Annotated in this window: 18 protein-coding genes; 2 read left to right on the forward strand and 16 right to left on the reverse strand. The window is 68.5% G+C overall.

The genetic code is table 11. From position 1 onward, the window contains the following. The first annotated feature begins 6 nt into the window (after nucleotides 1-6). Complete coding sequence (rlmKL, locus tag ACFQ0E_RS18785; protein ID WP_386826498.1) at nucleotides 7-2,193, forward strand: bifunctional 23S rRNA (guanine(2069)-N(7))-methyltransferase RlmK/23S rRNA (guanine(2445)-N(2))-methyltransferase RlmL; 2,187 nt, start codon at nucleotides 7-9, stop codon at nucleotides 2,191-2,193. A 188-nt stretch (nucleotides 2,194-2,381) separates the two neighbouring features. On the opposite strand, the gene ACFQ0E_RS18790 is transcribed toward rlmKL, so the two are convergent. From ACFQ0E_RS18790 to ACFQ0E_RS18865, 16 genes are all read right to left on the reverse strand, one after another. After that, nucleotides 2,382-2,942: a lipocalin family protein gene (locus ACFQ0E_RS18790; protein WP_386826500.1), complete on the reverse strand. Its 561-nt coding sequence runs from the start codon at nucleotides 2,940-2,942 to the stop codon at nucleotides 2,382-2,384. Between the two features lie 10 nt (nucleotides 2,943-2,952). Next, nucleotides 2,953-4,026 (reverse strand): SAM-dependent methyltransferase, encoded by a 1,074-nt coding sequence (locus ACFQ0E_RS18795; protein ID WP_386826580.1) that lies wholly within the window; start codon nucleotides 4,024-4,026, stop codon nucleotides 2,953-2,955. Nucleotides 4,027-4,040: 14 nt separating this feature from the next. After that, nucleotides 4,041-4,613, reverse strand: coding sequence for a DUF2878 domain-containing protein (locus ACFQ0E_RS18800; RefSeq protein WP_386826502.1), 573 nt, complete (start codon nucleotides 4,611-4,613; stop codon nucleotides 4,041-4,043). A gap of 23 nt (nucleotides 4,614-4,636) precedes the next feature. Continuing rightward, the gene (locus ACFQ0E_RS18805) at nucleotides 4,637-5,941 is read right to left on the reverse strand and encodes a class I SAM-dependent methyltransferase (protein ID WP_386826504.1); all 1,305 of its coding nucleotides are present in this window, start codon (nucleotides 5,939-5,941) and stop codon (nucleotides 4,637-4,639) included. Further along, complete coding sequence (locus ACFQ0E_RS18810; RefSeq protein ID WP_386826506.1) at nucleotides 5,938-6,732, reverse strand: DUF1365 domain-containing protein; 795 nt, start codon at nucleotides 6,730-6,732, stop codon at nucleotides 5,938-5,940. The genes ACFQ0E_RS18805 and ACFQ0E_RS18810 overlap by 4 nt, the downstream gene beginning before the upstream one ends. Beyond that, nucleotides 6,729-8,021 (reverse strand): NAD(P)/FAD-dependent oxidoreductase, encoded by a 1,293-nt coding sequence (locus ACFQ0E_RS18815; RefSeq protein ID WP_386826508.1) that lies wholly within the window; start codon nucleotides 8,019-8,021, stop codon nucleotides 6,729-6,731. The genes ACFQ0E_RS18810 and ACFQ0E_RS18815 overlap by 4 nt, the downstream gene beginning before the upstream one ends. Nucleotides 8,022-8,023: 2 nt before the next feature. Beyond that, complete coding sequence (locus ACFQ0E_RS18820; RefSeq protein WP_386826510.1) at nucleotides 8,024-8,992, reverse strand: acyl-CoA desaturase; 969 nt, start codon at nucleotides 8,990-8,992, stop codon at nucleotides 8,024-8,026. A 156-nt stretch (nucleotides 8,993-9,148) separates the two neighbouring features. Beyond that, on the reverse strand, nucleotides 9,149-9,985 hold the full coding sequence (locus tag ACFQ0E_RS18825; RefSeq protein ID WP_386826512.1) for an anti-sigma factor: 837 nt from the start codon (nucleotides 9,983-9,985) through the stop codon (nucleotides 9,149-9,151). Continuing rightward, on the reverse strand, nucleotides 9,982-10,569 hold the full coding sequence (locus tag ACFQ0E_RS18830) for a sigma-70 family RNA polymerase sigma factor (RefSeq protein ID WP_137853632.1): 588 nt from the start codon (nucleotides 10,567-10,569) through the stop codon (nucleotides 9,982-9,984). The genes ACFQ0E_RS18825 and ACFQ0E_RS18830 overlap by 4 nt, the downstream gene beginning before the upstream one ends. A 355-nt stretch (nucleotides 10,570-10,924) precedes the next feature. Continuing rightward, the gene (locus tag ACFQ0E_RS18835; RefSeq protein ID WP_386826515.1) at nucleotides 10,925-13,036 is read right to left on the reverse strand and encodes a M13 family metallopeptidase; all 2,112 of its coding nucleotides are present in this window, start codon (nucleotides 13,034-13,036) and stop codon (nucleotides 10,925-10,927) included. A gap of 168 nt (nucleotides 13,037-13,204) precedes the next feature. Next, the gene (locus ACFQ0E_RS18840) at nucleotides 13,205-13,732 is read right to left on the reverse strand and encodes a hypothetical protein (protein ID WP_386826517.1); all 528 of its coding nucleotides are present in this window, start codon (nucleotides 13,730-13,732) and stop codon (nucleotides 13,205-13,207) included. Then, entirely contained in the window at nucleotides 13,729-14,910 is a 1,182-nt protein-coding gene (locus ACFQ0E_RS18845; RefSeq protein WP_386826519.1) for a mechanosensitive ion channel family protein, read from the reverse strand. The genes ACFQ0E_RS18840 and ACFQ0E_RS18845 overlap by 4 nt, the downstream gene beginning before the upstream one ends. A 3-nt stretch (nucleotides 14,911-14,913) precedes the next feature. Next, a complete protein-coding gene (locus ACFQ0E_RS18850) occupies nucleotides 14,914-15,414 on the reverse strand; it encodes a DUF456 domain-containing protein (RefSeq protein WP_386826521.1) in 501 nt (166 codons plus the stop codon). Between the two features lie 205 nt (nucleotides 15,415-15,619). Then, nucleotides 15,620-16,714, reverse strand: a complete 1,095-nt coding sequence (locus ACFQ0E_RS18855) for a M35 family metallo-endopeptidase (protein ID WP_386826523.1) — start codon at nucleotides 16,712-16,714, stop codon at nucleotides 15,620-15,622. Nucleotides 16,715-16,882: 168 nt separating this feature from the next. Continuing rightward, complete coding sequence (locus tag ACFQ0E_RS18860; protein WP_386826525.1) at nucleotides 16,883-17,983, reverse strand: M35 family metallo-endopeptidase; 1,101 nt, start codon at nucleotides 17,981-17,983, stop codon at nucleotides 16,883-16,885. Nucleotides 17,984-18,217: 234 nt separating this feature from the next. Beyond that, the gene (locus ACFQ0E_RS18865; protein WP_386826527.1) at nucleotides 18,218-18,658 is read right to left on the reverse strand and encodes a hypothetical protein; all 441 of its coding nucleotides are present in this window, start codon (nucleotides 18,656-18,658) and stop codon (nucleotides 18,218-18,220) included. A gap of 89 nt (nucleotides 18,659-18,747) precedes the next feature. Between ACFQ0E_RS18865 and ACFQ0E_RS18870 the strand changes: the two genes are divergently transcribed. Continuing rightward, on the forward strand, nucleotides 18,748-19,563 hold the full coding sequence (locus ACFQ0E_RS18870) for a tRNA threonylcarbamoyladenosine dehydratase (RefSeq protein WP_386826529.1): 816 nt from the start codon (nucleotides 18,748-18,750) through the stop codon (nucleotides 19,561-19,563). The last annotated feature ends 35 nt before the right edge of the window (nucleotides 19,564-19,598 follow it).

A 19,598-nucleotide genomic window follows, 5' to 3' on the forward strand; every position in this document is an offset into this window, starting at 1 on the left:
GGCAGGATGAAATTCTTCGTCAGCTGCGCCAAGGGCCTGGAATACCTGCTGGCCGACGAACTGGTCGCGCTCGGCTGCGCGCACGCCACCGCTGCGCGCGCCGGCGCCAACGTCGAAGGCTCGCTTGCCGACGCGCAGCGCGCCGTGCTGTGGTCGCGCCTCGCCAGCCGCGTGCTGTGGCCGATCGCCGAATACGACTGCCCCGACGAGCGCGCGCTGTACGCCGGTGCCGCCGCGATCGACTGGTCGCAGCACCTGCGCGTGGGCATGAGCCTCGCCGTCGATGCGCACGTGTCCGGCGACGTCATCACCCATGCGCGTTACGCCGCGCAGCGGATCAAGGACGCCGTTGTCGACACCCTGCGCGGCCCGGACGGCGAGCGGCCGAGCGTCGATCTCGAACAGCCCGACCTGCGCCTGAACCTGGTGGTGAAGACCAACAAGGCCGGCGCCTCGAAGGCGCTGCTGTCGGTCGATCTGGGCGGTGGCCCGCTGCACCGGCGTGGCTGGCGGCAGATGCAGGGCGAAGCGCCGCTCAAGGAAAACCTCGCCGCAGCCGTGCTGATGCGCGGTGGCTGGCCGGCGCTGTACCACGAAGGCGGCGCGCTGCTCGATCCGATGTGCGGCAGCGGCACGCTGCTGATCGAAGGTGCGCTGATGGCCGCCGACGTGGCGCCGGGTCTCGCGCGCGAGGGCCTGCCGCTGCAGACACCGTCGCGCTGGCGCCAGTTCGACGTGCTCGCCTGGCGCGCACTGGTCGAGGACGCCGAGGCGCGCGCGCAGGCCGGCCTGGCCGCGCTGCGCGATGCCTTCCACGGCAGCGACCTCGATCCGCATGCGGTCCGTGCCGCGCGCGAGAACGCGGAACGTGCGGGCGTCGCCGACCGGCTGCGCTTCGAGGTGCAGGATGTCGCGCAGTTGTCTGTGCTCGACGCGCCGCGAGGGCTCGCGGTCTGCAATCCGCCGTACGACGCGCGCCTCGCCGCCGATCCGATGCTGTACCGCGCGCTCGGCGATGCGCTGAAGCGCGCAGTGCCGGGCTGGAAGGCCAGCCTGCTGTGCGGCGACGCCGAGCTGGCGCGCGCCACCGGACTGCGCGCGGCGAAGAAATACCAGGTGTTCAACGGCGCGATCGAATGCGCGCTGATCGTCTGCGACCCGGTGCTGCCGCCGCAGCGCGAGCGTCCGGTCGATGCGGCGCCGCAGCCACTCAGCGAGGGTGCGCAGATGGTCGCGAACCGTCTGCGCAAGAACCTCAAGGCCTCGAAGTCGTGGCGCGAGCGCGAAGGCATCCACTGCTGGCGCGCCTACGACGCGGACATTCCGGAATACGCGGCCGCGATCGACGTTTACACCGCTCTCGAAAGCGGAGCCGACGACACCGGCGAACGCTGGCTGCACGTGCAGGAATACGCCGCGCCGGCCGAGATTCCCGAGGCGACCACGCGCAAGCGCCTGCAGGACCTGCTGGCCGGCGCGCGCGAAGCCTTCGACGTGCCGCGCGAGCGCGTCGCGGTGAAGACCCGCGCGAAGGGCAAGGGCGGCAGCAAGTACGCCGACAGCGGTGTGTTCAAGCGCGGCGAGACGCTTGTGGTGCGCGAAGGCGCGGCGAAGCTGAAGGTCAATCTCTTCGACTATCTCGACACCGGCCTGTTCCTGGACCATCGCCCGATGCGCCTGCGCCTCGCTGCGGAGGCGAAGGATGCGCGCTTCCTCAATCTCTTCGCCTACACCGGCGCGGCGACCGTGCATGCGGCCGTGGGCGGCGCGGCGCGCACGACCACGGTCGACCTCTCCGCGACCTACCTGCAGTGGTGCTCGGACAACCTGCGTCTCAACGGCTTTGGCGGTGAACGTCATCGGCTGGTGCAGGCCGACGTGCTGCAGTGGCTGCTCGCCGATCGCGGCGAGTACGACCTGGTGTTCTGCGACCCGCCGACGTTCTCCAACTCGGCGCGTGCAGAGGATTTCGACGTGCAGCGCGACCATGTCCGCCTGCTGCAGGCGGCGATGGCGCGGCTCTCGTTCGGCGGCACGCTGTACTTCTCGAACAACTACCGTCGCTTCCGCTTCGACGAGGCCGCGATCGCCGCGTTCGCCGAGGTGGAGGAGATCTCGCCGCAGACGATCCCGCAGGATTTCGCGCGGAATCCGCGCATCCACCGGGCGTGGCGCTTGCGGGGGATTGGCTGAGCCTAACTTGGGGACGATTCGACGCTGTCATCCCGAGCCGCAGGCTAGGGACCTGCTTTCCGCTTGATCGCGGTCAGGAAATCAACGTCATCCTCGCGCAAGCGAGGACCCACGCTTGATCGCAGGTGATACCTGGGTCCTCGCTTGCGCGAGGATGACGGGTGTTTTTCAGCAGATGCCTTGTTGCGTCAAGGCGCCACTGCGCGCTGCGGCACCTTGCGCAGCTTCGAGACGTCGTAGCCGAGGTCGCGCAGGCGGGCGACGTGGAGGTCGTAGTCGGCGTCGGAGATCGTGGGCGTGCGGGCCATCACCCAGACGTAGTCGCGGGCGCTGCGGCCGATGATCGTCTGCTGGTAGGCCTCGTCGATGTACACGATCACGTACTCGGCCTTGATCGGCCAGACGAACTGCATGCCCCAGACCGCGTTGCCGGTGCCGGGGCGCACGGTGCCGACCGGATGCATGGTCTTCACCGGGGCGTCGAAGCTGCCCTTGCGCTGGCGGTAGGTGGTCTGCACCTTGCCGTCCTCGCGCATCGCATAGGTTTCGATGGCGTCGTAGGCGTCCTTCTCGATGAAGGTCGGGATATGCGCGATGACGTACCAGTCGCCCATGAAGCGTGGCAGGTCGACCTGCACGACCGGCGGAATGGTGGGCGCGTCGCGGCCGCCGAAGGCGTAGACCGCGCCGGCGGCCAGCGCGCCGAGGGATACCGCGCCGAGCGCGATGGCGAACAGTCCGGTCTTCATGGCGTCGTCCTCACGGTTTCACGAAACGGTAGTGCGCGACCAGCCATTCGCGGCCGTCGGCGTAGCCGAACAGTTCGGCGCAGGCCATCCAGAACATGCGCCAGCGCTGGAACCACAGGCCGGCGTGTGCACCGTAGGCCTCGCGCAGCACGGCCATGACCGCGTCGCGGTTCGCATCCTGGTTCTGCAGCCAGTGGTTCGAGGTCTTCTCGTAGTGCGTCCCGTCGACATGCCAGCGCTGTTCGATGCGCAGGTCGCGCTGGAACCACAGCAGGGTGTCGGTCGCCGGCATCAGGCCGCCGGTGAAGAAATGCCGACCCATCCAGTTGTCCTCGCCGGCGGTCTCGAACGGGTACATCAGGTTCAGGTGCGCGAAGATGTGCACGAACATCTTGCCGCCGGGCTTCAGCCAGCCGGCGATGTTGCCCAGCAGGATCTCGTAGTTGCGCATGTGCTCGAACATCTCGATCGACACGCAGCGGTCGAATTCGCCGGCCGGCAGCTGCAGGCGGTTGACGTCGCAGGTCAACACTTCGACGTTGGCGAGGCCGCGTTCGCGGCACTGGCCGAGGATGTGCTCGCGCTGCGGACGCGAGTTGGACACGGCGGTGATGCGCGCGTTCGGGAAGCGTTCGGCCATCCACAGCGTGAGCGATCCCCAGCCGCAGCCCAGCTCGAGGATGCGCTGGCCGTCGGCGAGTTCGGCGCGTTCGCCGTAGAGCGCGAGCATCGCCTCCTCGGCCTGGTCCAGGGTTTCGTCGCCACGCGGGTAGTAGGCACAGGAATACTTCAGGCGCTTGCCGAGGCACAGCTGGAAGAAGGCCGGCGGCAGTTCGTAATGCTGCGTGTTCGCGGCCTCGGTGTGGATCGCGACCGGGCTGGTGCGCAACTGTTCGATGCGGCTGCGGTAGCGTTCGGCCAGCGCCTGTGCGCCACCGACCGATTCCGAGCGGAGCCGTGCTTCGCACTGGCGGCGGATGCCCAGGCGCAGCAGCGCATCTGGCAGCAGGCCGCGCTCGGCCAGGCCGATCAGACCGGGGCCGGGCCGGTCCTGCGGCAGTTCGGCGGCGTCGTTCGAAGACATGGCGGTGGTCCGGGTCATGGCGATGTTCCTTGGGTCGGAAGCGGTGCGGAGAGTGAAGCGCGTGGCTGCAGTCGCGTCGCGAGCAGCACGAGCAGGGGCAGGGCGAGACTCCAGGCCAGTGCGAGCAGGGCCAGGCCTTGCCAGCGTGGTTCGGCGAATGCGATCGACTGCCAGCCGCGCGCGGCGCCGAGGTAGGCCAGCGGGCCGCCGATCGCGCCCAGCGCCAGCGCGGCGAACGGCCGGCCGAGCAGGAAGCGCATCGAGCGACGCAGGGTGAGCGCGAAGCAGGCCCAGATCGCAAGCAGCCACAGCGGCGCGCCGCCGGGCAACGCCGGTGCGGAAGCGGCGTACTGCGCCAGCCCGCTGCTCGCCATCGCGCCATCGACGACCACGCCGCAAACCAGTGCAGCGACCAGCAGGCGCAGGTCGACATCGCGTTCGCGCGAGACCCAGAGCTGCACGGTGACGAAGACCGTCGCCGCTGCGGCGCCGGGCCACCACGCGCCGCTGCCCGCGCCGATCACGGCCGCGAACCACACCGTCTGGTAGGCGATGGCGTTGGTCCAGAAGTCGGCGCGGTCGCTCATGACGGTGTGTGTCCCGAATGGGCTCAGGCCTGCAGCTGCGCGGGATGCGCCAGCTCGGGCATCGGCGCGCTGCCGCGATGGCCGGGGCGCGCCATGAGCAACTGCGCGACGCCGATCGAACGCTCGCGGAAGCCGCCTTCGCAATAAGCAAGATAGAACTGCCACATCGCGATGAAGCGGTCGTCGAAGCCCTGTGCGCGCACTTCGGGCAGTGCGGCGAGGAAGCGATGGCGCCAGGCTTCGAGCGTGCGTGCGTAAGACAGTCCGAAATCCTCCAGCTGGATCAGCGCGAGATCGCTGGCGCGCGACTTGGCCTGCACCATGGCCGCGATCGACGGGATGAAGCTGCCCGGGAACACGTGGCGCTTGATGAAGTCGACCGAGCGCAGTGCCTGCTCGTAGCGGTGGTCCTCGATGGTGATGGCCTGCACCAGCGCCAGGCCGTCGGGCTTGAGCAGCCGGCCGAGCGTGGCGAAATAGGTGTCCAGATACTCGGCGCCGATCGCCTCGATCATCTCGATCGACACCAGCTTGTCGTACTGGCCCTGCAGGTCGCGGTAATCCTGCAGCAGCAGTGTGACGCGATCTTCCAGCCCGGCTTCGGCGACGCGCTGCGCGGCGAGCGCGTGCTGTTCCTTCGAGATGGTCGTCGTGGTCACGCGGCAGCCGTAATGCTTCGCGGCGTGCACCGCGAAACCGCCCCAGCCGGTGCCGATCTCGATCACGTGGTCGCCCGGCTTCAGGTCCAGTTTGCGGCAGATGCGGTCGAGCTTGCGCGTGGACGCATCCTCCAGGCTGTCCTCGTCGCCCGCCCAGATGCCCGAGGAATACATCAGGTCGGGCGAGAGGAACAGCCGGAAGAAATCGTTGCCGAGGTCGTAGTGCGCGGCGATGTTGCGGCGGCTGCCGTCGCGGGTGTTGCGGCGCAGGGCATGCCAGGCGCGCATGGCCAGGCCGCCGAGGCGCGCGGCGCCGGTTTCCATGCCGTCGAGCAGGTCGCGGTTGCGCACCAGCAGGCGCACCAGCGCGACGAGGTCGCTGCAGCGCCAGTGACCGTCCATCCAGGCTTCGCCGGCGCCGACGCTGCCGTTGCCGGCGATGGCGCGGTAAAAGCCGGGGGAATCGATATCGATGCGGATGTCCAGATCGGTCGCGGCCTGCGGAGGCTCGCCGAGGACGACGGTGCCGAGCGTGTCGTGGAGGGTGAGCCGGCCGTGGCGCAGGCCCGCCATGCGATCGATCAGGCGCCGGCGCAGGAAGCGGTCGAGCGCGCTGTACTCGGCGTGGATCGCTTCGGTGGCGGGGGCGGTTCGGGCGATCTCGTTCATGAGGGGCTCCGGGAAGACAGGGAAGGGTGGTCGTGCACCGGCACGCGCTTGAGCCACAGGCGCAGCGCGTGCCAGTGGATCGCGCCCATGACCTGCGCGGTCATCAGCGGATAGCGCCACAGCACGCGGCGCAGCGACGTGGCATCGAGCGGGCGACGCTGCAGACCGAGGGTGGCGTCGAAGCTGCGCTCGCCGTCGCGCATCACGTCCATGTGCACGCGCAGGTCGTCGCCGGGCACGGTGAAGCGCCAGTCGTAGTCGTGGTCCATCGCCATGAACGGCGAGACGTGGAAACGCTTGGCGAAGGTCCAGCGCAGCGCGCGGCCGCTGGCCTGCGCGCCATCGACCGGCAGCACATAGGCGTGGCGTTCGGCCCAGGGGGTGTTGGTGATCTCGGCGACGATCGCGTCCAGCGTCTCGCCATCGGGCCGGAAGCAGTAGTAGAAGCTCACCGGGTTGAAGACGTAGCCGAAGTAGCGCAGATGCGTGAGCAGGCGGATCGGTCCGGTGGGTTCGCGTCCGAGCACGCGGGCAGCCTGCCGGCGCACCGCATCGGCCAGCGGCAGCGCGGGGTCGCCGAGGTAATCGCCGAGGTAGTCGCTGCGCCTGAATTCGGCCACGTTGCGGCGGTCCACCGACCACAGCGGCCGGTCACGGAACAGCTGCGGCAGTTCGTCGAGGTCGAGGTAGAGCTGCGCCATGCGATAGCGGAAGGCGTGTGCGCGCGGCGCGTGGCGGCGATGGCGCACCACGCCTTCGTAGACCGCGCTGCGCAGCGCCGGTGCGGTCATGCGCGCAGTTCCACCGGCGTGGCGGCGTCGCGCTTCGATGCGCGCGGCGTCCAGTTCGCGCCCAGCGCGTTGGCCACATCGACCGCGCTGCGCATGCCGTCTTCGTGGAAGCCCCAGCCCCAGTAGGCGCCGGCGAACCAGGTGTGGCGCTGGCCCTGGATCTCGGCACGACGCGCCTGCGCGGCGACCGAAGCGTGGCTGTAGACCGGATGCTGGTAGCGCATGCGGCGCACGATGCGCGCGGGGTCGATCTGGTCGGTGCGGTTCAGGGTGACGATCAGCGGCTCCGGCGCGTCGAGCCCCTGCAGCAGGTTCATGCAGTAGCTGACGGTGCAGACGTCGCTGCGTTCGCGCGGCACCAGCGCGTTCCATGCCGCCCAGGCCTTGGGATGGCGCGGCAGCAGGCGCGCATCGGTGTGGAGGACGGTGTCGTTGTCCTGATAGGCGATCGCGCCGAGCACCGAGCGCTCGGCATCGCTGGCATCGCCGAGCAGCTGCAGCGCCTGGTCGCTGTGGCAGGCGACGATGACCTGGTCGAAGTGCTCGGCGCCGTCATCGGTCATCACCGTCGCGCCCGCGCCGCTGCGCAGCAGCATGCGCACCGGCGTGGACAGGCGCTCGCGCACGCGCCAGCGGGCGCGCATCGCATCGATGTAGCGACTCGATCCGCCGCGCACCACGCGCCACTGCGGGCGGTCGGTGACCTGCAGCATCTGGTGGTTGGCCATGAACTGCACAAGGTATTTCGCCGGGAAGGCGAGGATGCGCGTCGATGGCGACGACCACAGCGCGGATGCCATCGGCACCAGGTGTTCGTCGCGGAACATCGCGCCGTAGCCGTGCGCATCGAGGTACTCGCCCAGCGTCGGGCCCTCGCCGGACACCTCAAGCAGTGCTGGCGCTTCGCGATAGAAGCGCGTCAGGTCGCGCAGCATGTTCCAGAAGCGCGGCGACAGCAGGTTGCGGCGCTGGCAGAACAGCGAATCGAAGTCGGTGGCGTTGTACTCCAGTCCGGTGGCCTCGCTGCGCACCGAGAAGCTCATCGTCGTCGGCTGCGATGCCACGCCCAGTTCGTCGAACAGCGCGGTCAGCAGCGGGTAGTGCTGCGGGTTGTGGACGATGAAGCCGGTGTCGACCTCGTAGCTGCGTCCGCCCAGTTCGATGCGATGGGTATGCGTATGCCCGCCGAGCCGGTCCGCGGCTTCGTACAGGGTCACGTCGTGCTGTTTCGACAGCAGCCAGGCCGAGGCCAGCCCGGCGATGCCCGATCCGATGACGGCGATGCGCATGCTCAGCTCCTTGCCTTGGCGAAGACCCAGACCGGCACCGGCTTGAGGTCGCGGACCAGCCCGAACAGCGCGAGCGTGCGCAGGCCGTAATAGGTCAGGTCGATTTCCCACCAGCGGAAGCCCTGCCGCGCGCTGCCCGGGAAGAAATGATGGTTGTTGTGCCAGCCCTCGCCGAAGGTCAGCAGCGCCAGCCAGAGGTTGTTGCGGCTGTCGTCGCGAGTCTCGAAGCGGCGCTTGCCGAAGCGGTGCGCGAGCGAGTTGATGGTCACGGTGGCGTGGAACAGGACGATCGTGGACACGAAGAAGCCCCAGACCAGCAGCTGCGGGCCATCGGTGCCCAGCCCGGGCGCAGCGGTTTCGAGCCAGGCGCCGATGGCGTACAGCGCGACGGCGAGCAGCACCGGGACCACGATGTCGAAGCGGTCGAGCCAGCGCAGTTCGGGGTAGCGGACGAGGTCGGGGATGCGCGACCAGTCGGTGCGGAAGCCGTGCCGGGTCAGGAACCAGCCGACGTGGCTGCGCCAGAAGCCGTGCACGGTCGGCGAATGCACGTCGCGCTCGGTGTCGGCATGGCGATGATGGTTGCGATGGTGCGCGGCCCACCACAGCGGGCCGCGCTGCACGCAGGACGCGCCGATCAGCGCGAACAGGAACTGCACCGCGCGCGAGGTGCGGAAGGTGCGATGGGAGAAATAGCGGTGGTAGAAGCCGGTGATCGCGAACATCCGCACCGCGTACAGCGCGACCGCGACGCCGACCGCCGTCCACGACACACCGACCACGAACACCGCAAGGCACGCCAGGTGCATGCCCAGGAAGGGAATCGCGCGCAGCCAATCCACGCCGTCGCCGTCGGTGCCCTCGTCCGCAGGCACCGCGCTGGTGTCGAACCAGCGGGCGAGGGTCGCGAACAGGCGATTCGTGGCGGTGGGCCCCGCTGGGGTGGGCGGCAGGGTGGGCGAATCCGACATGCACGTCTCCTGGAAGTCGTCACCCGATACGTGCATCCCGGCGCTGCGGATGCACGCGTCCTGCGCAGCCGCGCCCACGAGCCCAAGAAGAAAGGCGCGTCCCTGCGGACGCGCCTTCCGTTGTCGTGCGATCGGGCCTCGGGCCCGGCGTGCCGGTCAGAGCACCACGATGTCGCCCTTCGCGATGATCGGGCCGGTCGCCACGCCCTGCGGCGCACCGCCCTTGGGCTCGAGCGTGATCGCGAGGACCGCGCCCTGGTCGAGCGCGTTGCGCAGCGTGTCGGGCACCTTCACCGTGTGCGAACGGTTGATCGACACGATGCCCAGCGACTGCGCCTTGCCGCCCGGCGGGATGATCCACAGTTCCGGCTCGCGGCCCTCTGCATCGGCGGCAGCCGGCACGGGAACCATGAGCACGGTGCCTTCCGTCGGATCGACCGAGGCCAGCCAACCGGTGCTGCCGTCGTCGCGCAGCAGGGTACTGACCGGCTTGGGCGCGTCAGGGTCTTCCACCGGCGGCGTGGTGTCGGGTGTCGGCGGTGTGGGGGGCTGCACGACGACCCGGGTATCGGGCGTCTCGGGCTTGAGCAGGCCGAGCGGACCGATCGCCACGGCGGCCAGTGCTGCCGCGACGGCGAGGCCGGCGACGCCCTGCCAGAAACCGGCGCTCTGCCACAGTCCGGCCTTGGGCACGGTGGCCTGTGCGACCGGTGCGGCGACATCGCCTACCGATGGCCAGCCGAGACGGCTGCGGATGCGCGGCCAGACGTGCGACGGGATCTCGGCGCCTTCGAACTCGGCCAGCAGGGGCGCAAGCCGCTGCTCCCATTCGGCGACGAGACGCGCGAAGGCGGGGTCCTGTGCGACCCGTGTTTCGGCCTCGCGGCGCTGTTCGGCATCGAGCACGCCCAGCACGTACTCGCCGGCGAAGAGATCGGCCGATGGCGGCTGTGCGCCCTCGAAATCGCGGTCTTCGATGTGTTCGATGTTCATGCTTCCAGGCACCCACGCAGTTGCAGGAGGCCGCGGCGGATCCAGCTTTTCACCGAGCCCAGCGGAGACGAGATCCGGTTCGCCAACTCCTCGTAGGTGGAGCCTTCGAAGAACGCGGCGCGGATGAGCGCCTGGCGACGGGCGTCGAGCTGGCGCATGCACGCTTCCAGGCGCGAGCGGTCGTCGTCGGACATCGCACTCTGCAGCGGCGTGGCGCCGGCGTCGGGCACGTCGTCCGCCCATTCCATCGGCGCCAGGGTCCCGCGCGCGGGCGCGGCACGCAGGCGGTCGATGGCGCGGTTGCGCGCGATCATCGACAGCCAGGCCATCGCGCTGGCGCGTTCGGCGTCGAACTGGTGCGCCTTGTGCCAGATGGTCGTGTAGACCTCCTGGACCACGTCCTCGGCCTCGGCACGGTCGCCGAGCACCCGCAGGCAGATGCCGAACAGGCGGGAGGAGGTGGCACGGTAGAGGCTTTCAAACGCGTTGCGACTGCCGCTGGCGATGTCGCGGAGCAGCGAGTCGAGTCCTCGGATGTCCTGAAGGTCGTCCTGCAGGTCGGGGCTCGGGCGGATTTCGGGCATCCGGGGTCCTTGGTGGGGGGAGGCGAGGCGCGCCCTGGACGAGCGCGGACCGATGTTCGCGGAGAATGCGCCGGGCGGCAACCCGTCATCATGGGTTCCGTGACCGGGGCGCGGGTTGGGGTGCCGGCTGGCAGGGCGCGAAACGTGCGGATTCCCGGCCGACGGGCCGTCTCCGGAGGCATGCCACTGACGCGGTCGTTCGAGGGTGTCGTTCATGGCCAGTGCTACGGCCCGCCCGTCCGTGCGGATGCAGGACGGCGAGGCCAAGCACGCATGCGACAAAGGCCCGGGTCGCTCCGGGCCTTCGTCGGTATGGCGCCATGGACCCGTCGTGGACGGGTCCGGCGACGCTTGCTTACCAGATCGCGATGCGGTTCTCGCCGTCGCGCACCATCGGATCGCCCGCCTTGCACGAGAACGCAGCCGCGAACGCCGGGTGGTTCGACGGTGCGCCGATCGCGCGGAAGTTCGCCGGCGCGTGCGGATCGGTGACCAGGCGCGTGGCCAGCTCCTTCTCGGTGAAGTTGCGGCGCCACACGGTGCCCCAGTTCAGGAAGAAGCGCTGGTCGCGCGGCAGGCCTTCGACCATCGCGTCCTTCTGGCCTTCGCTTGCGCGCTTGAAGGCGTCGTAGGCCACGGCCAGGCCCCCGAGGTCGGCGATGTTCTCGCCCAGCGTCAGCTTGCCGTTGACGCGCTTGCCCGGTGCGGCCTCGTAGGCGTCGAACTGCGCGATGAGCTTGCCGGTCAGGCCCATGAAGCCCTTCATGTCGGCCTCGGTCCACCAGTTCTCGAAGTTGCCGGTCGGCCCGAAGCGGCTGCCCTGGTCGTCGAAGCCGTGGATCATTTCATGGCCGATCACCGCGCCGATGCCGCCGTAGTTCAGCGCGTCGTCGGCCTTGGCGTCGAAGAACGGCGGCTGCAGGATGGCGGCCGGGAACACGATCTCGTTGAGCTGCGGGTTGTAGTAGGCGTTGACCGTCTGCGGGCTCATGCCCCATTCGGTGCGGTCGACCGGCTTGCCGATCTTGCCGAGGTTCCACTTGTAGTTGAACTCGTTCGCGGCCAGCACGTTCTCGATGTAGCTGTCGCGCGAGGTGTCGAGGCCGGTCCAGTCGCGCCACTTGTCCGGATAGCCGATCTTCGGCGTGAACGTGGCCCACTTCTCCAGCGCCTTCTTCTTGGTGTCCGGGCTCATCCAGGACAGCCCTTCCAGGCGTCCCTTCAGCGCTTCGCGCAGGTTCTTCACGAGCAGTTCCATGCGCGCCTTCGATTCCGGCGGGAACGCGACCTGCACGTACATCTGGCCCAGGGCTTCGCCGCTCTGGCCCTCGATGGTTTCCAGCACGCGCTTCCAGCGCGGCTGCTGCTCCTTCTGGCCGCGCAGGGTGGCGCGGTAGAAGTTGAAGTGTTCGTTCGCGAAGGCGTCGGCGAGGTAGGGTGAGGCGCCGTCGACGGTATGGAAGCGCAGGTAGCTCTTCCATGCCGCGACCGGGGTGTCGACCAGCATCTTGTCGAACTCGGCGTGGAACGCCGGGATCGCCATCGAGAACATCTTCGGTGCGGCGATGCCCTGCGCTTCGAAGAACTTGCTCCACGGGAAGTTCGGCGTGGCCTTGTCGGCGGCTTCGATCGTCACCGGGTTGTAGTACAGCGACACGTCGCGCGAGAGTTCCTCGCTCGACTTCGAGACCTTGGCGAGGCGGGTCTCGAACGCGATCACGTCCTTGGCCTGCTTCGCGGCCTCTTCGGCAGCGACGCCGGACAGCGTCAACACCTTCGCGATGTGCGCCTCGTAGGCCTGCAGGTCCTTTTTCTTGTCGGCGTCGAAGTAGTAGGCCTTGTCGGGCAGGCCCAGGCCGCCCTGGGCGACGTAGGCGATGTTCATCGACGAGTCCTTGAAATCCGCGCTGGGGCCGAAGCCGAACAGCGCCTGCTCGCCACGCGAGAAGCTCTTGCGCAGGTGCTCGGCGACCGAGGCACCGTCGGTCAGGGCATCGATCGCGTCGAGACGGCCCTTGAGCGGCGCGATGCCCTGCGCGTTGATCTTCGCCTCGTCCATGCCGGTGGCCCAGAAGTCGCCGACGATCTTCTGCACGCCGGTCGCGCCCTGCATCGCCGCTGCCTGCTCGGCCAGCTGACGCTGCACGCCGGTGGAGCGCTCGTCGAGCATCTCGAACGCACCCCAGGAGGTGCGGTCGCCCGGGATCGGGTTCGCGGCCAGCCACTTGCCGTTGACGAAGCCGCCGAAGTCGACGCAGGCGTTCTTGGTGGCGTCGAGGTCGCTGGCCATGAAGCGGTTGACGCCCGGCAGCTTGCTCTCGTCGAGGGTCAGGGACGGGGCGGACTTGGGCGCCGGGGCGGCGGCCTCGGGGGCCGGGGCGTCCTTGTTGCAGGCGGTCAGGGCGGTGGCGATCGACAGCGTCAACAGCAGCAGGCGCGGTTTGAGGGACGGGGCGATGGATTTCACGAACGGTCTCCGGAAAGTCGGAACGATGGCGGTGCGAGGCATGCACGAAGGCAGGCGACCCCCGACTGTACTCCCGCCCGCCGTTCCCGGCGGGTGTCGAAGGTCACGCCGGGCTGCGATGCCTCGTGGTTCGCCGCCGGCCCGTCGTCGCACCCGTGGGCGGCCCGGTCAGATCCCGCGGAAATAGACGTCCACGTAATCCGTGGCGCTGTCGCAGGGGTTGTCCATTTCCTGCAGGCGCCAGTACCGTCGCTTGCCGGTGGCCTTGAAGGTGAAGGTGCCGCTGCGCCTGCATTCGTTGCCGTTCGCGATGTGGTGCACACGGGTGAAGATCTCGCCCTCGAACACGAAACCGTCGCGGCTGGCGGCGACGATCCGACCGTCGATGCGCACGTAGTCGTCGGCGTTTTCGCCGCTGCCGCGCTGTTCGCCGCGCATCGGCAGCGTGTCGCCGGCCTCCTCGACCACGACCTTGCCGGCGCCGGAGAGGTCGCCCCAGCCGAGCCACTGCAGGGTCAGCATGTGCTCGCCCACCAGGCGTGCGCGGGCGGCTGCGTCGAGGCCGTTCGCGGTCTTCTGCGCGGATGTTGCAGCCGCTGATCCTGCGGACACGGGCATCGAGACGCCGAGCAGGCCCGACAGTGCGAGGACGACGCAGGCGCTCATGGCGACGGTGTTCATGGCGAAGCGCGTCATGGCGGCGTCGATTCCGGGTCGAGCAGGTTGGTGTTGGTGTCGTTGCGGATCGCGTTCGCGACCTGCACGTCGAGTTCGTGGTTCACCGAGGTGTCGACGCCGTTGTGCGCGGGCTCGATGGTCGCGTCCAGCGCATCCGCATCGCGGTTGCGCGTGGCGACGATGTGGTAGGTGGTGCGCGGGCTTTCGATGTCCGCGCGCTGGTAGGCGGCCTTGACCTGGCGGATCGCTTCGCTGCGCACCTTGCCCAGGTCCGCTGCGCGCTGGTCGACCCAGCCGAAGAACTTCAGCTGGATGCCGTTCGCGCCGAACTCGACCACGGTCCAGGCGGGCGCCGGGTCCTCGAGGACGCCTTCGATCTTCGAGAGCGCTTCGATCGCGAGCGTCTGCGCCTCGCGGATCGACTGGCTGCCGTCGATCAGCATCGTGAAATCGAAGCGGCGATTCGGGTTCTTGCTGTAGTTCAGCACCACCGACTTGAAGACCAGGCTGTTCGGCAGCTGCAGGTGGTTGCCGTCCATGGTCATCAGCACGGTCGCGCGCGAATTGACCGCGATGACCTTGCCTTCGCGGTTCTCGATCATCACGTGGTCGCCCGGCTCGAACGGACGGCGCACGCTGAGCAGGATGCCGGCGATGTAGTTCTCGGCGATGTCGCGGAACGCGAAGCCCAGGACCAGGCCGACCACGCCGGCGGAACCGAGGACCGCGCCGACCACCGTGGTCAGCCCGACCACGTCCAGCGCGATCAGGATGCCGACCAGCATGATCGCGGTGCGCACGACCATGCGCACCAGGCCGCTCATGTACGGGTTCTGCGAGCGGATGCGCAGCAAGTGCAGGCGGTTGCCGACGAAACGCGACAGCCAGTGGGTCAGCAGGATGACCAGCGCGCCCAGCACGAGCAGCGGCAGTTTCTGGAACAGCCGCGCCAGTGCGAGGTTGGCGGTGTCGACCAGGGTTTCGACGCAGTCGCCGAGGTGGCGCACGTCGCAGCGCAGGGCCGCCGCTGCCGGTTGCGGCGCGGCCGCCGGCTTGGTCGACGCGACCTTGCCGGTCAGCAGCTGCGTCCAGGCATCGCCCGAGGCGTTGGCCATTGGCACGGCGATGGCGAACAGCAGCAGCGCGAACAGCGCGACGAAGCCGAGACGACGGAACGGGAACGCGAAGCGATGCATCGATCAGAAATACCAGGCAAGGACGAACAGGGCCAGCATGGCGAAGGCCAGCGCCATCTTCAACGCCACGCCGAGCACGATGCCCATCCACGTCGCCACGCCGACCTTCGTCGCCTGGCCGAAGCCGTCGCGGTCAAGGCGGCGCAGGTGGATCAGTTCACCGGCCAGGGCGCCGATGAAGGGGCCGACGAACAGGCCGATGGGCATGAAGAACAGGCCACCCAGCGTGCCGAGCACGGCGCCGACGATCGCCTTGCGGCTGGCGCCGACCCGCTTGGCGCCGATCGCGGTGCTGAAGATGTCGATGGCGAACGAGAACAGCGTCATCACGCCCAGGGCGACGAGGGTCCAGACGCCGATGGCCTCGAATCCGTTGTTCCAGGCTGCGATCAGCATGCCGGCGTAGACCAGCGGCAGGCCGGGCAGGGCGGGCAGCACGATGCCGAGCAGGCCGACGACGATCAGGACGCCGGCGAGGACGTACCACAGTGTCGAAAGATCCATGGAACGCGTGATCCGTTGCTGTGAGAGACGGCGCGGATCATGGCACGGCCTGCCTGAGCCCCGCATGTGCGTTGAGGCAGGGCTTGAAAAGCCGTCGACCGGGACCATGCCCGCCCGCGCTTCGGGCATGCCGCCCCCGGAACGACGACGGCCCGCCGGAGCGGGCCGTCGCGATCGCCCGGTGCCGGGCTCGGGTCATGCGGATTCAGTTCTGGAACGGCGTGTTTTCCGCGAAATACTCGTGGTTGTCGGCGTTGTCCACGGCATTGGTCGGATTGGTGTTGGCGAGGTTCTTCGCCGCCGTATGACCATAGGCGTGGTCGTCGGTGTCGGCGACCACGGTGAAGTGGCTCATCTCGTGGATCAACGTGCCGGCCTTCGAGTCGGTACCGATGAGCGGCGCGCTCCAGAACGCGTTGCAGACCCAGATCTGGTAGGGCTGGTTCTTGTAGACGTAGGCGAAATAGCCTTCGTTGCAGCCGCAGTTGATGGTGACCTGGCCGCCGGTCTGGTCGAGCGCATTGTCGATGTTCACGAAGTGCTGCTTGGCATCGCCATAGCGGGTGGCCGAATAGGCACCGAACCAGGTCGTGTAGCGCGCGCCGGTGGCGCCGCCGTTGAGATAGCCCTTCGAATTCTCGGAATAGCTGCGTGCCGAGAGCACGGCCTGGTTGATCTGGCTGATCTGCGAGCTGCTGCAGCTGACGGTGCTGATGCCCACCACGTCCGACAGCGTCGGATTGGCTGGCAGGACCGGCTTCACCCGGCTGCCGGCGGCGATGGCGCGGTCCAGCGAAATGCGGATCGGCGCGGCCTGCGCGACCAGAGGTGCGCCGTTGCCGGCGCGCAGCTGCGGCCCGCCGGACAGCGAGGCGTACTGCAGCGAAGTCGCGTAGGTGACGGTGTACAGGCCGGGCTTCGAAAGGTCGTACATCTTGCCCAGCTCGACCACGCTGCGCTGCGAATGGCCCGGGCGCAGCACGGTGAAGTCGGAAACCGTCGGCGTCGTGCGCTTGATCATGCGGCCGTGGAAGCGGACTTCCTCGCCCTCGCGGCTGATCCGGAACAGGTTGGAATCGAAGGCGGCCGACGGCAATTGCCACTTCGGGATGCGCAGGGTCTTGCGGCTGGTGTTGGTCACCACGACCTCCACCCGGTCCTGGCCCAGGGCCTGGACGCTCACGCGTACCGGGTTGGCGGCCAGCCGCGGCGGCGCGGCGGTGACCGAAGCGAGGGTGCCTGCGGCGACGACGGCGATGGCGAGGCTGCCGCCGAGGAGGGATTTGGACGAAAAGCGCATGTGCGGATCCGGAGTGCGCGCCAGGTCGGCGTCGATCCAGATGATAAGCGCGACCGGGGGCGTACGCCTATGCCTGCCCTGTGACTGCGGGGACAGGCGTATCGGGAAGGCTGCCCCGGAACGACGACGGCCCGCCGGAGCGGGCCGTCGTGGTCGGCTTGTACGCGATCAGTTCTGCGACGGGGTGTTTTCCGCGAAGTACTCGTGGTTGTCGGCGTTGTCCAGGGCGCGGGCCGGATCGGTCAGCGCCAGGTTCTTCGCCGCGGACTGGCCATAAGCGTGGTCGTCGGTCCCGGCCACCACGTTGAAATGGCTCATCTCGTGGATCAGCGTGCCTGCGCGCGAATCGGTACCAGTGTTGTTCGCGCTCCAGAACGCCTTGCAGACGAAGATCTCGTACGGGCGGGTCGGATACACGTAGGCGTAGTAGTTCTGGTTGCAGCCGCAGTTGATCGTGATCTGGCCGCCGCTCTGGTCCATCGCGGTATCGATGTTCGCGAAGTGCTGCTTCGCGGTGGAATAGCGCGACGAGGTGTAGGCGCCGAACCAGGTGGTGTAGCGCGGGCCGGCCGTGCCGGCGGTGAGGTAACCCTTGGCGTTCTCGGAATAGTTGCGCGCGGCGGTGACCGCGTTGCCGGCGCCGCTGATCTGGGTGCTGCTGCAGCCCTTGTAGGTCACGCCGCCCACCACGCTGCCGCCGGCGCTCGGCTTGGCGCGATTGATCGCCTGCGCGCCCGCGATCTTCGCCGACGAACCGTCCACCCACAGGCGGATCGGTGCGCCCTGCGCGACCATCGCCCGGCCGTTGGCATGACGCAGCTGCTTGCCGTCGGACATCGAGGCCCACTGCAGCGGCGCCGCGAAAGTCACGGTGTAGTCGCCGGTCTGCGACAGGTCGTACATCGCGCCGAGATCGACGACGGCGCGATGGCTGCGGCCCGGCCGCAGGATCGTGTAGTCGGTCGCGCTCGGTACGCCGCGCTTGATCATCCGGCCTTCGAAGCGCAGCGCCTCGCCATCGCGGCTCACCGCGAACAGGTTCGATTCCGCAGCGGCCGACGGCAGCTGCCAGTTCGGGATGCGCGCGGTCTTGCGGCTGGTGTTGGTGACGGTGACCTCGACCTGGCCGCCGCCTAGCGCCATCACGCTGACGCGCAGCGGGTTGTTGCGCTCGAAGCGCGATGCCGCGTCCGTCGATGCGAACACGCTGGAAACGGCGGCGGCGAGCACGGTGGTCGCGCCGATGGTGGTGAGTACGTTGAACTTCATCCAGTTGCCCCCGGAAAGTTGAAGTGATCGGAACGTCCGCCATCTGCGGACGGCCGATCATGGGCGCCGGATGCCGATCGCGCACGCTGCGATGCAGCAGTCGCGATCGTTCGGAAGGCTGAAAATGCAATGGCCCCGCGATGCGGGGCCATTGATCGATGCGTATCCGTGCTGGATGTATACGTTATGTCGTGTCGCGTTATCTTGTATCGCTGCGAGCGACTCGAACGTCGCTCACTTGAAATCCTGGTGGCAGCCCTTGCAGCTCTCGCCGATCTTCGCGGTCACCGCGTTCACGCCTTCGCAGTTGAGCGGCGGAGAACTCAGCGCGGCGTCGAGCGTGGCGCGCATGCCGCTGGCCTGCTTGACGAAGCGCTCGTCGTCGGCGAGATCCGGGAACGCGCGTTCCAGGTCGTCTGCCATCGTGCGCAGCGCCTTGAGGTGCGGGATGACGTCGGTGGCGTTGCAGCGGTTCTGCGCGGCCTTGCCGCCGAGCTGCTTCATGTGCCACTCCTGCACGTACATCACGCTCTCGTGGAAGTGATCCTTCCGGGCATTGAGCGCGTTGAGCACCATCACGGTGGCGATCGCGCCGACCACGATGCCGATCAGCAGCATGAAGAAATAGCGCTTGAAGGCGGAAGGCGCGGTGGTGGTTTCCGGGGTGGTCGACATGCCTGAGGCTCCTTTCTGGATGGCGGAAAACATACCATGCCCGGCGGACAGGACCGGTCCGCGCCGTTCGACGCGGTAAAATCCCCGGCATGACGACCCCAGCCCTCGACGACACCTGGACCGAACGCTTCGCCGGCATCGACCGGCTCTACGGCGCCGGCGCACTGGCGCGCTTCTCGCGCTGCCATGTCGCCGTCGTCGGCCTCGGTGGCGTCGGTTCCTGGGTGGTCGAGGCGCTGGCGCGCAGCGGGGTGGGGCGGTTGACCCTGGTCGATGCGGACGACCTCTGCGTGTCCAACACCAATCGGCAGCTGCCCGCGCTCGCCGGCCAGTACGGGCGCGGCAAGGCGCAGGCGATGGCCGAGCGCTGCCGCGCGATCAACCCGGCGATGCAGGTCGACGAGATCGCCAGCTTCCTCACGCCATCCAACCTCGAAGAGATCCTCGGGCGCGGCTACGACCTGGTCATCGATGCCTGCGACAGTTTCCGCACCAAGGTCGAGGCGATCGCCTGGTGCCGGCGCCGCAAGCTGCCGATCCTCACCGTCGGCGCGGCCGGCGGCAGGCTCGATCCCACCCTCGTCCGCGTGCGCGATCTCTCGCGCACCGAGCACGACGCCATGCTCGCGCTGATCCGCAAGAAGCTGCGCGCCGAATTCAATTTCCCGAAGAACCACCAGCGCTATTTCGGCGTGCCCGCGATCTATTCGCTTGAGAACGTGCAGTACCCGCAGGCCGACGGTACGGTCTGCGGCCTGCGCCCGAAGCTTGGTGCGGACGCCGCGCTCAAGCTCGACTGCGGCGTCGGCCTCGGCGCCGCGACCCACATCACCGGTGCCTTCGCCTTCGCGGCTGCCGGCAAGGCGCTGGAGATGCTGCTGAAACCGAAGAAACCGGACGCCTGACCGGGCCGTCCGGTCGGACGCATCGCTCGCAACGG

This window comes from Lysobacter brunescens (assembly GCF_042677005.1).
GTDB lineage: Bacteria > Pseudomonadota > Gammaproteobacteria > Xanthomonadales > Xanthomonadaceae > Lysobacter_I > Lysobacter_I brunescens.

Coding starts and splice junctions, on each gene's coding strand:
- rlmKL (WP_386826498.1), top strand. CDS start 7: ATGAAATTCTTCGTCAGCTGCGCCAAGGGCCTGGAATACCTGCTGGCC.
- ACFQ0E_RS18790 (WP_386826500.1), bottom strand. CDS start 2,942: ATGAAGACCGGACTGTTCGCCATCGCGCTCGGCGCGGTATCCCTCGGC.
- ACFQ0E_RS18795 (WP_386826580.1), bottom strand. CDS start 4,026: ATGTCTTCGAACGACGCCGCCGAACTGCCGCAGGACCGGCCCGGCCCC.
- ACFQ0E_RS18800 (WP_386826502.1), bottom strand. CDS start 4,613: ATGAGCGACCGCGCCGACTTCTGGACCAACGCCATCGCCTACCAGACG.
- ACFQ0E_RS18805 (WP_386826504.1), bottom strand. CDS start 5,941: ATGAACGAGATCGCCCGAACCGCCCCCGCCACCGAAGCGATCCACGCC.
- ACFQ0E_RS18810 (WP_386826506.1), bottom strand. CDS start 6,732: ATGACCGCACCGGCGCTGCGCAGCGCGGTCTACGAAGGCGTGGTGCGC.
- ACFQ0E_RS18815 (WP_386826508.1), bottom strand. CDS start 8,021: ATGCGCATCGCCGTCATCGGATCGGGCATCGCCGGGCTGGCCTCGGCC.
- ACFQ0E_RS18820 (WP_386826510.1), bottom strand. CDS start 8,992: ATGTCGGATTCGCCCACCCTGCCGCCCACCCCAGCGGGGCCCACCGCC.
- ACFQ0E_RS18825 (WP_386826512.1), bottom strand. CDS start 9,985: ATGAACATCGAACACATCGAAGACCGCGATTTCGAGGGCGCACAGCCG.
- ACFQ0E_RS18830 (WP_137853632.1), bottom strand. CDS start 10,569: ATGCCCGAAATCCGCCCGAGCCCCGACCTGCAGGACGACCTTCAGGAC.
- ACFQ0E_RS18840 (WP_386826517.1), bottom strand. CDS start 13,732: ATGACGCGCTTCGCCATGAACACCGTCGCCATGAGCGCCTGCGTCGTC.
- ACFQ0E_RS18845 (WP_386826519.1), bottom strand. CDS start 14,910: ATGCATCGCTTCGCGTTCCCGTTCCGTCGTCTCGGCTTCGTCGCGCTG.
- ACFQ0E_RS18850 (WP_386826521.1), bottom strand. CDS start 15,414: ATGGATCTTTCGACACTGTGGTACGTCCTCGCCGGCGTCCTGATCGTC.
- ACFQ0E_RS18855 (WP_386826523.1), bottom strand. CDS start 16,714: ATGCGCTTTTCGTCCAAATCCCTCCTCGGCGGCAGCCTCGCCATCGCC.
- ACFQ0E_RS18860 (WP_386826525.1), bottom strand. CDS start 17,983: ATGAAGTTCAACGTACTCACCACCATCGGCGCGACCACCGTGCTCGCC.
- ACFQ0E_RS18865 (WP_386826527.1), bottom strand. CDS start 18,658: ATGTCGACCACCCCGGAAACCACCACCGCGCCTTCCGCCTTCAAGCGC.
- ACFQ0E_RS18870 (WP_386826529.1), top strand. CDS start 18,748: ATGACGACCCCAGCCCTCGACGACACCTGGACCGAACGCTTCGCCGGC.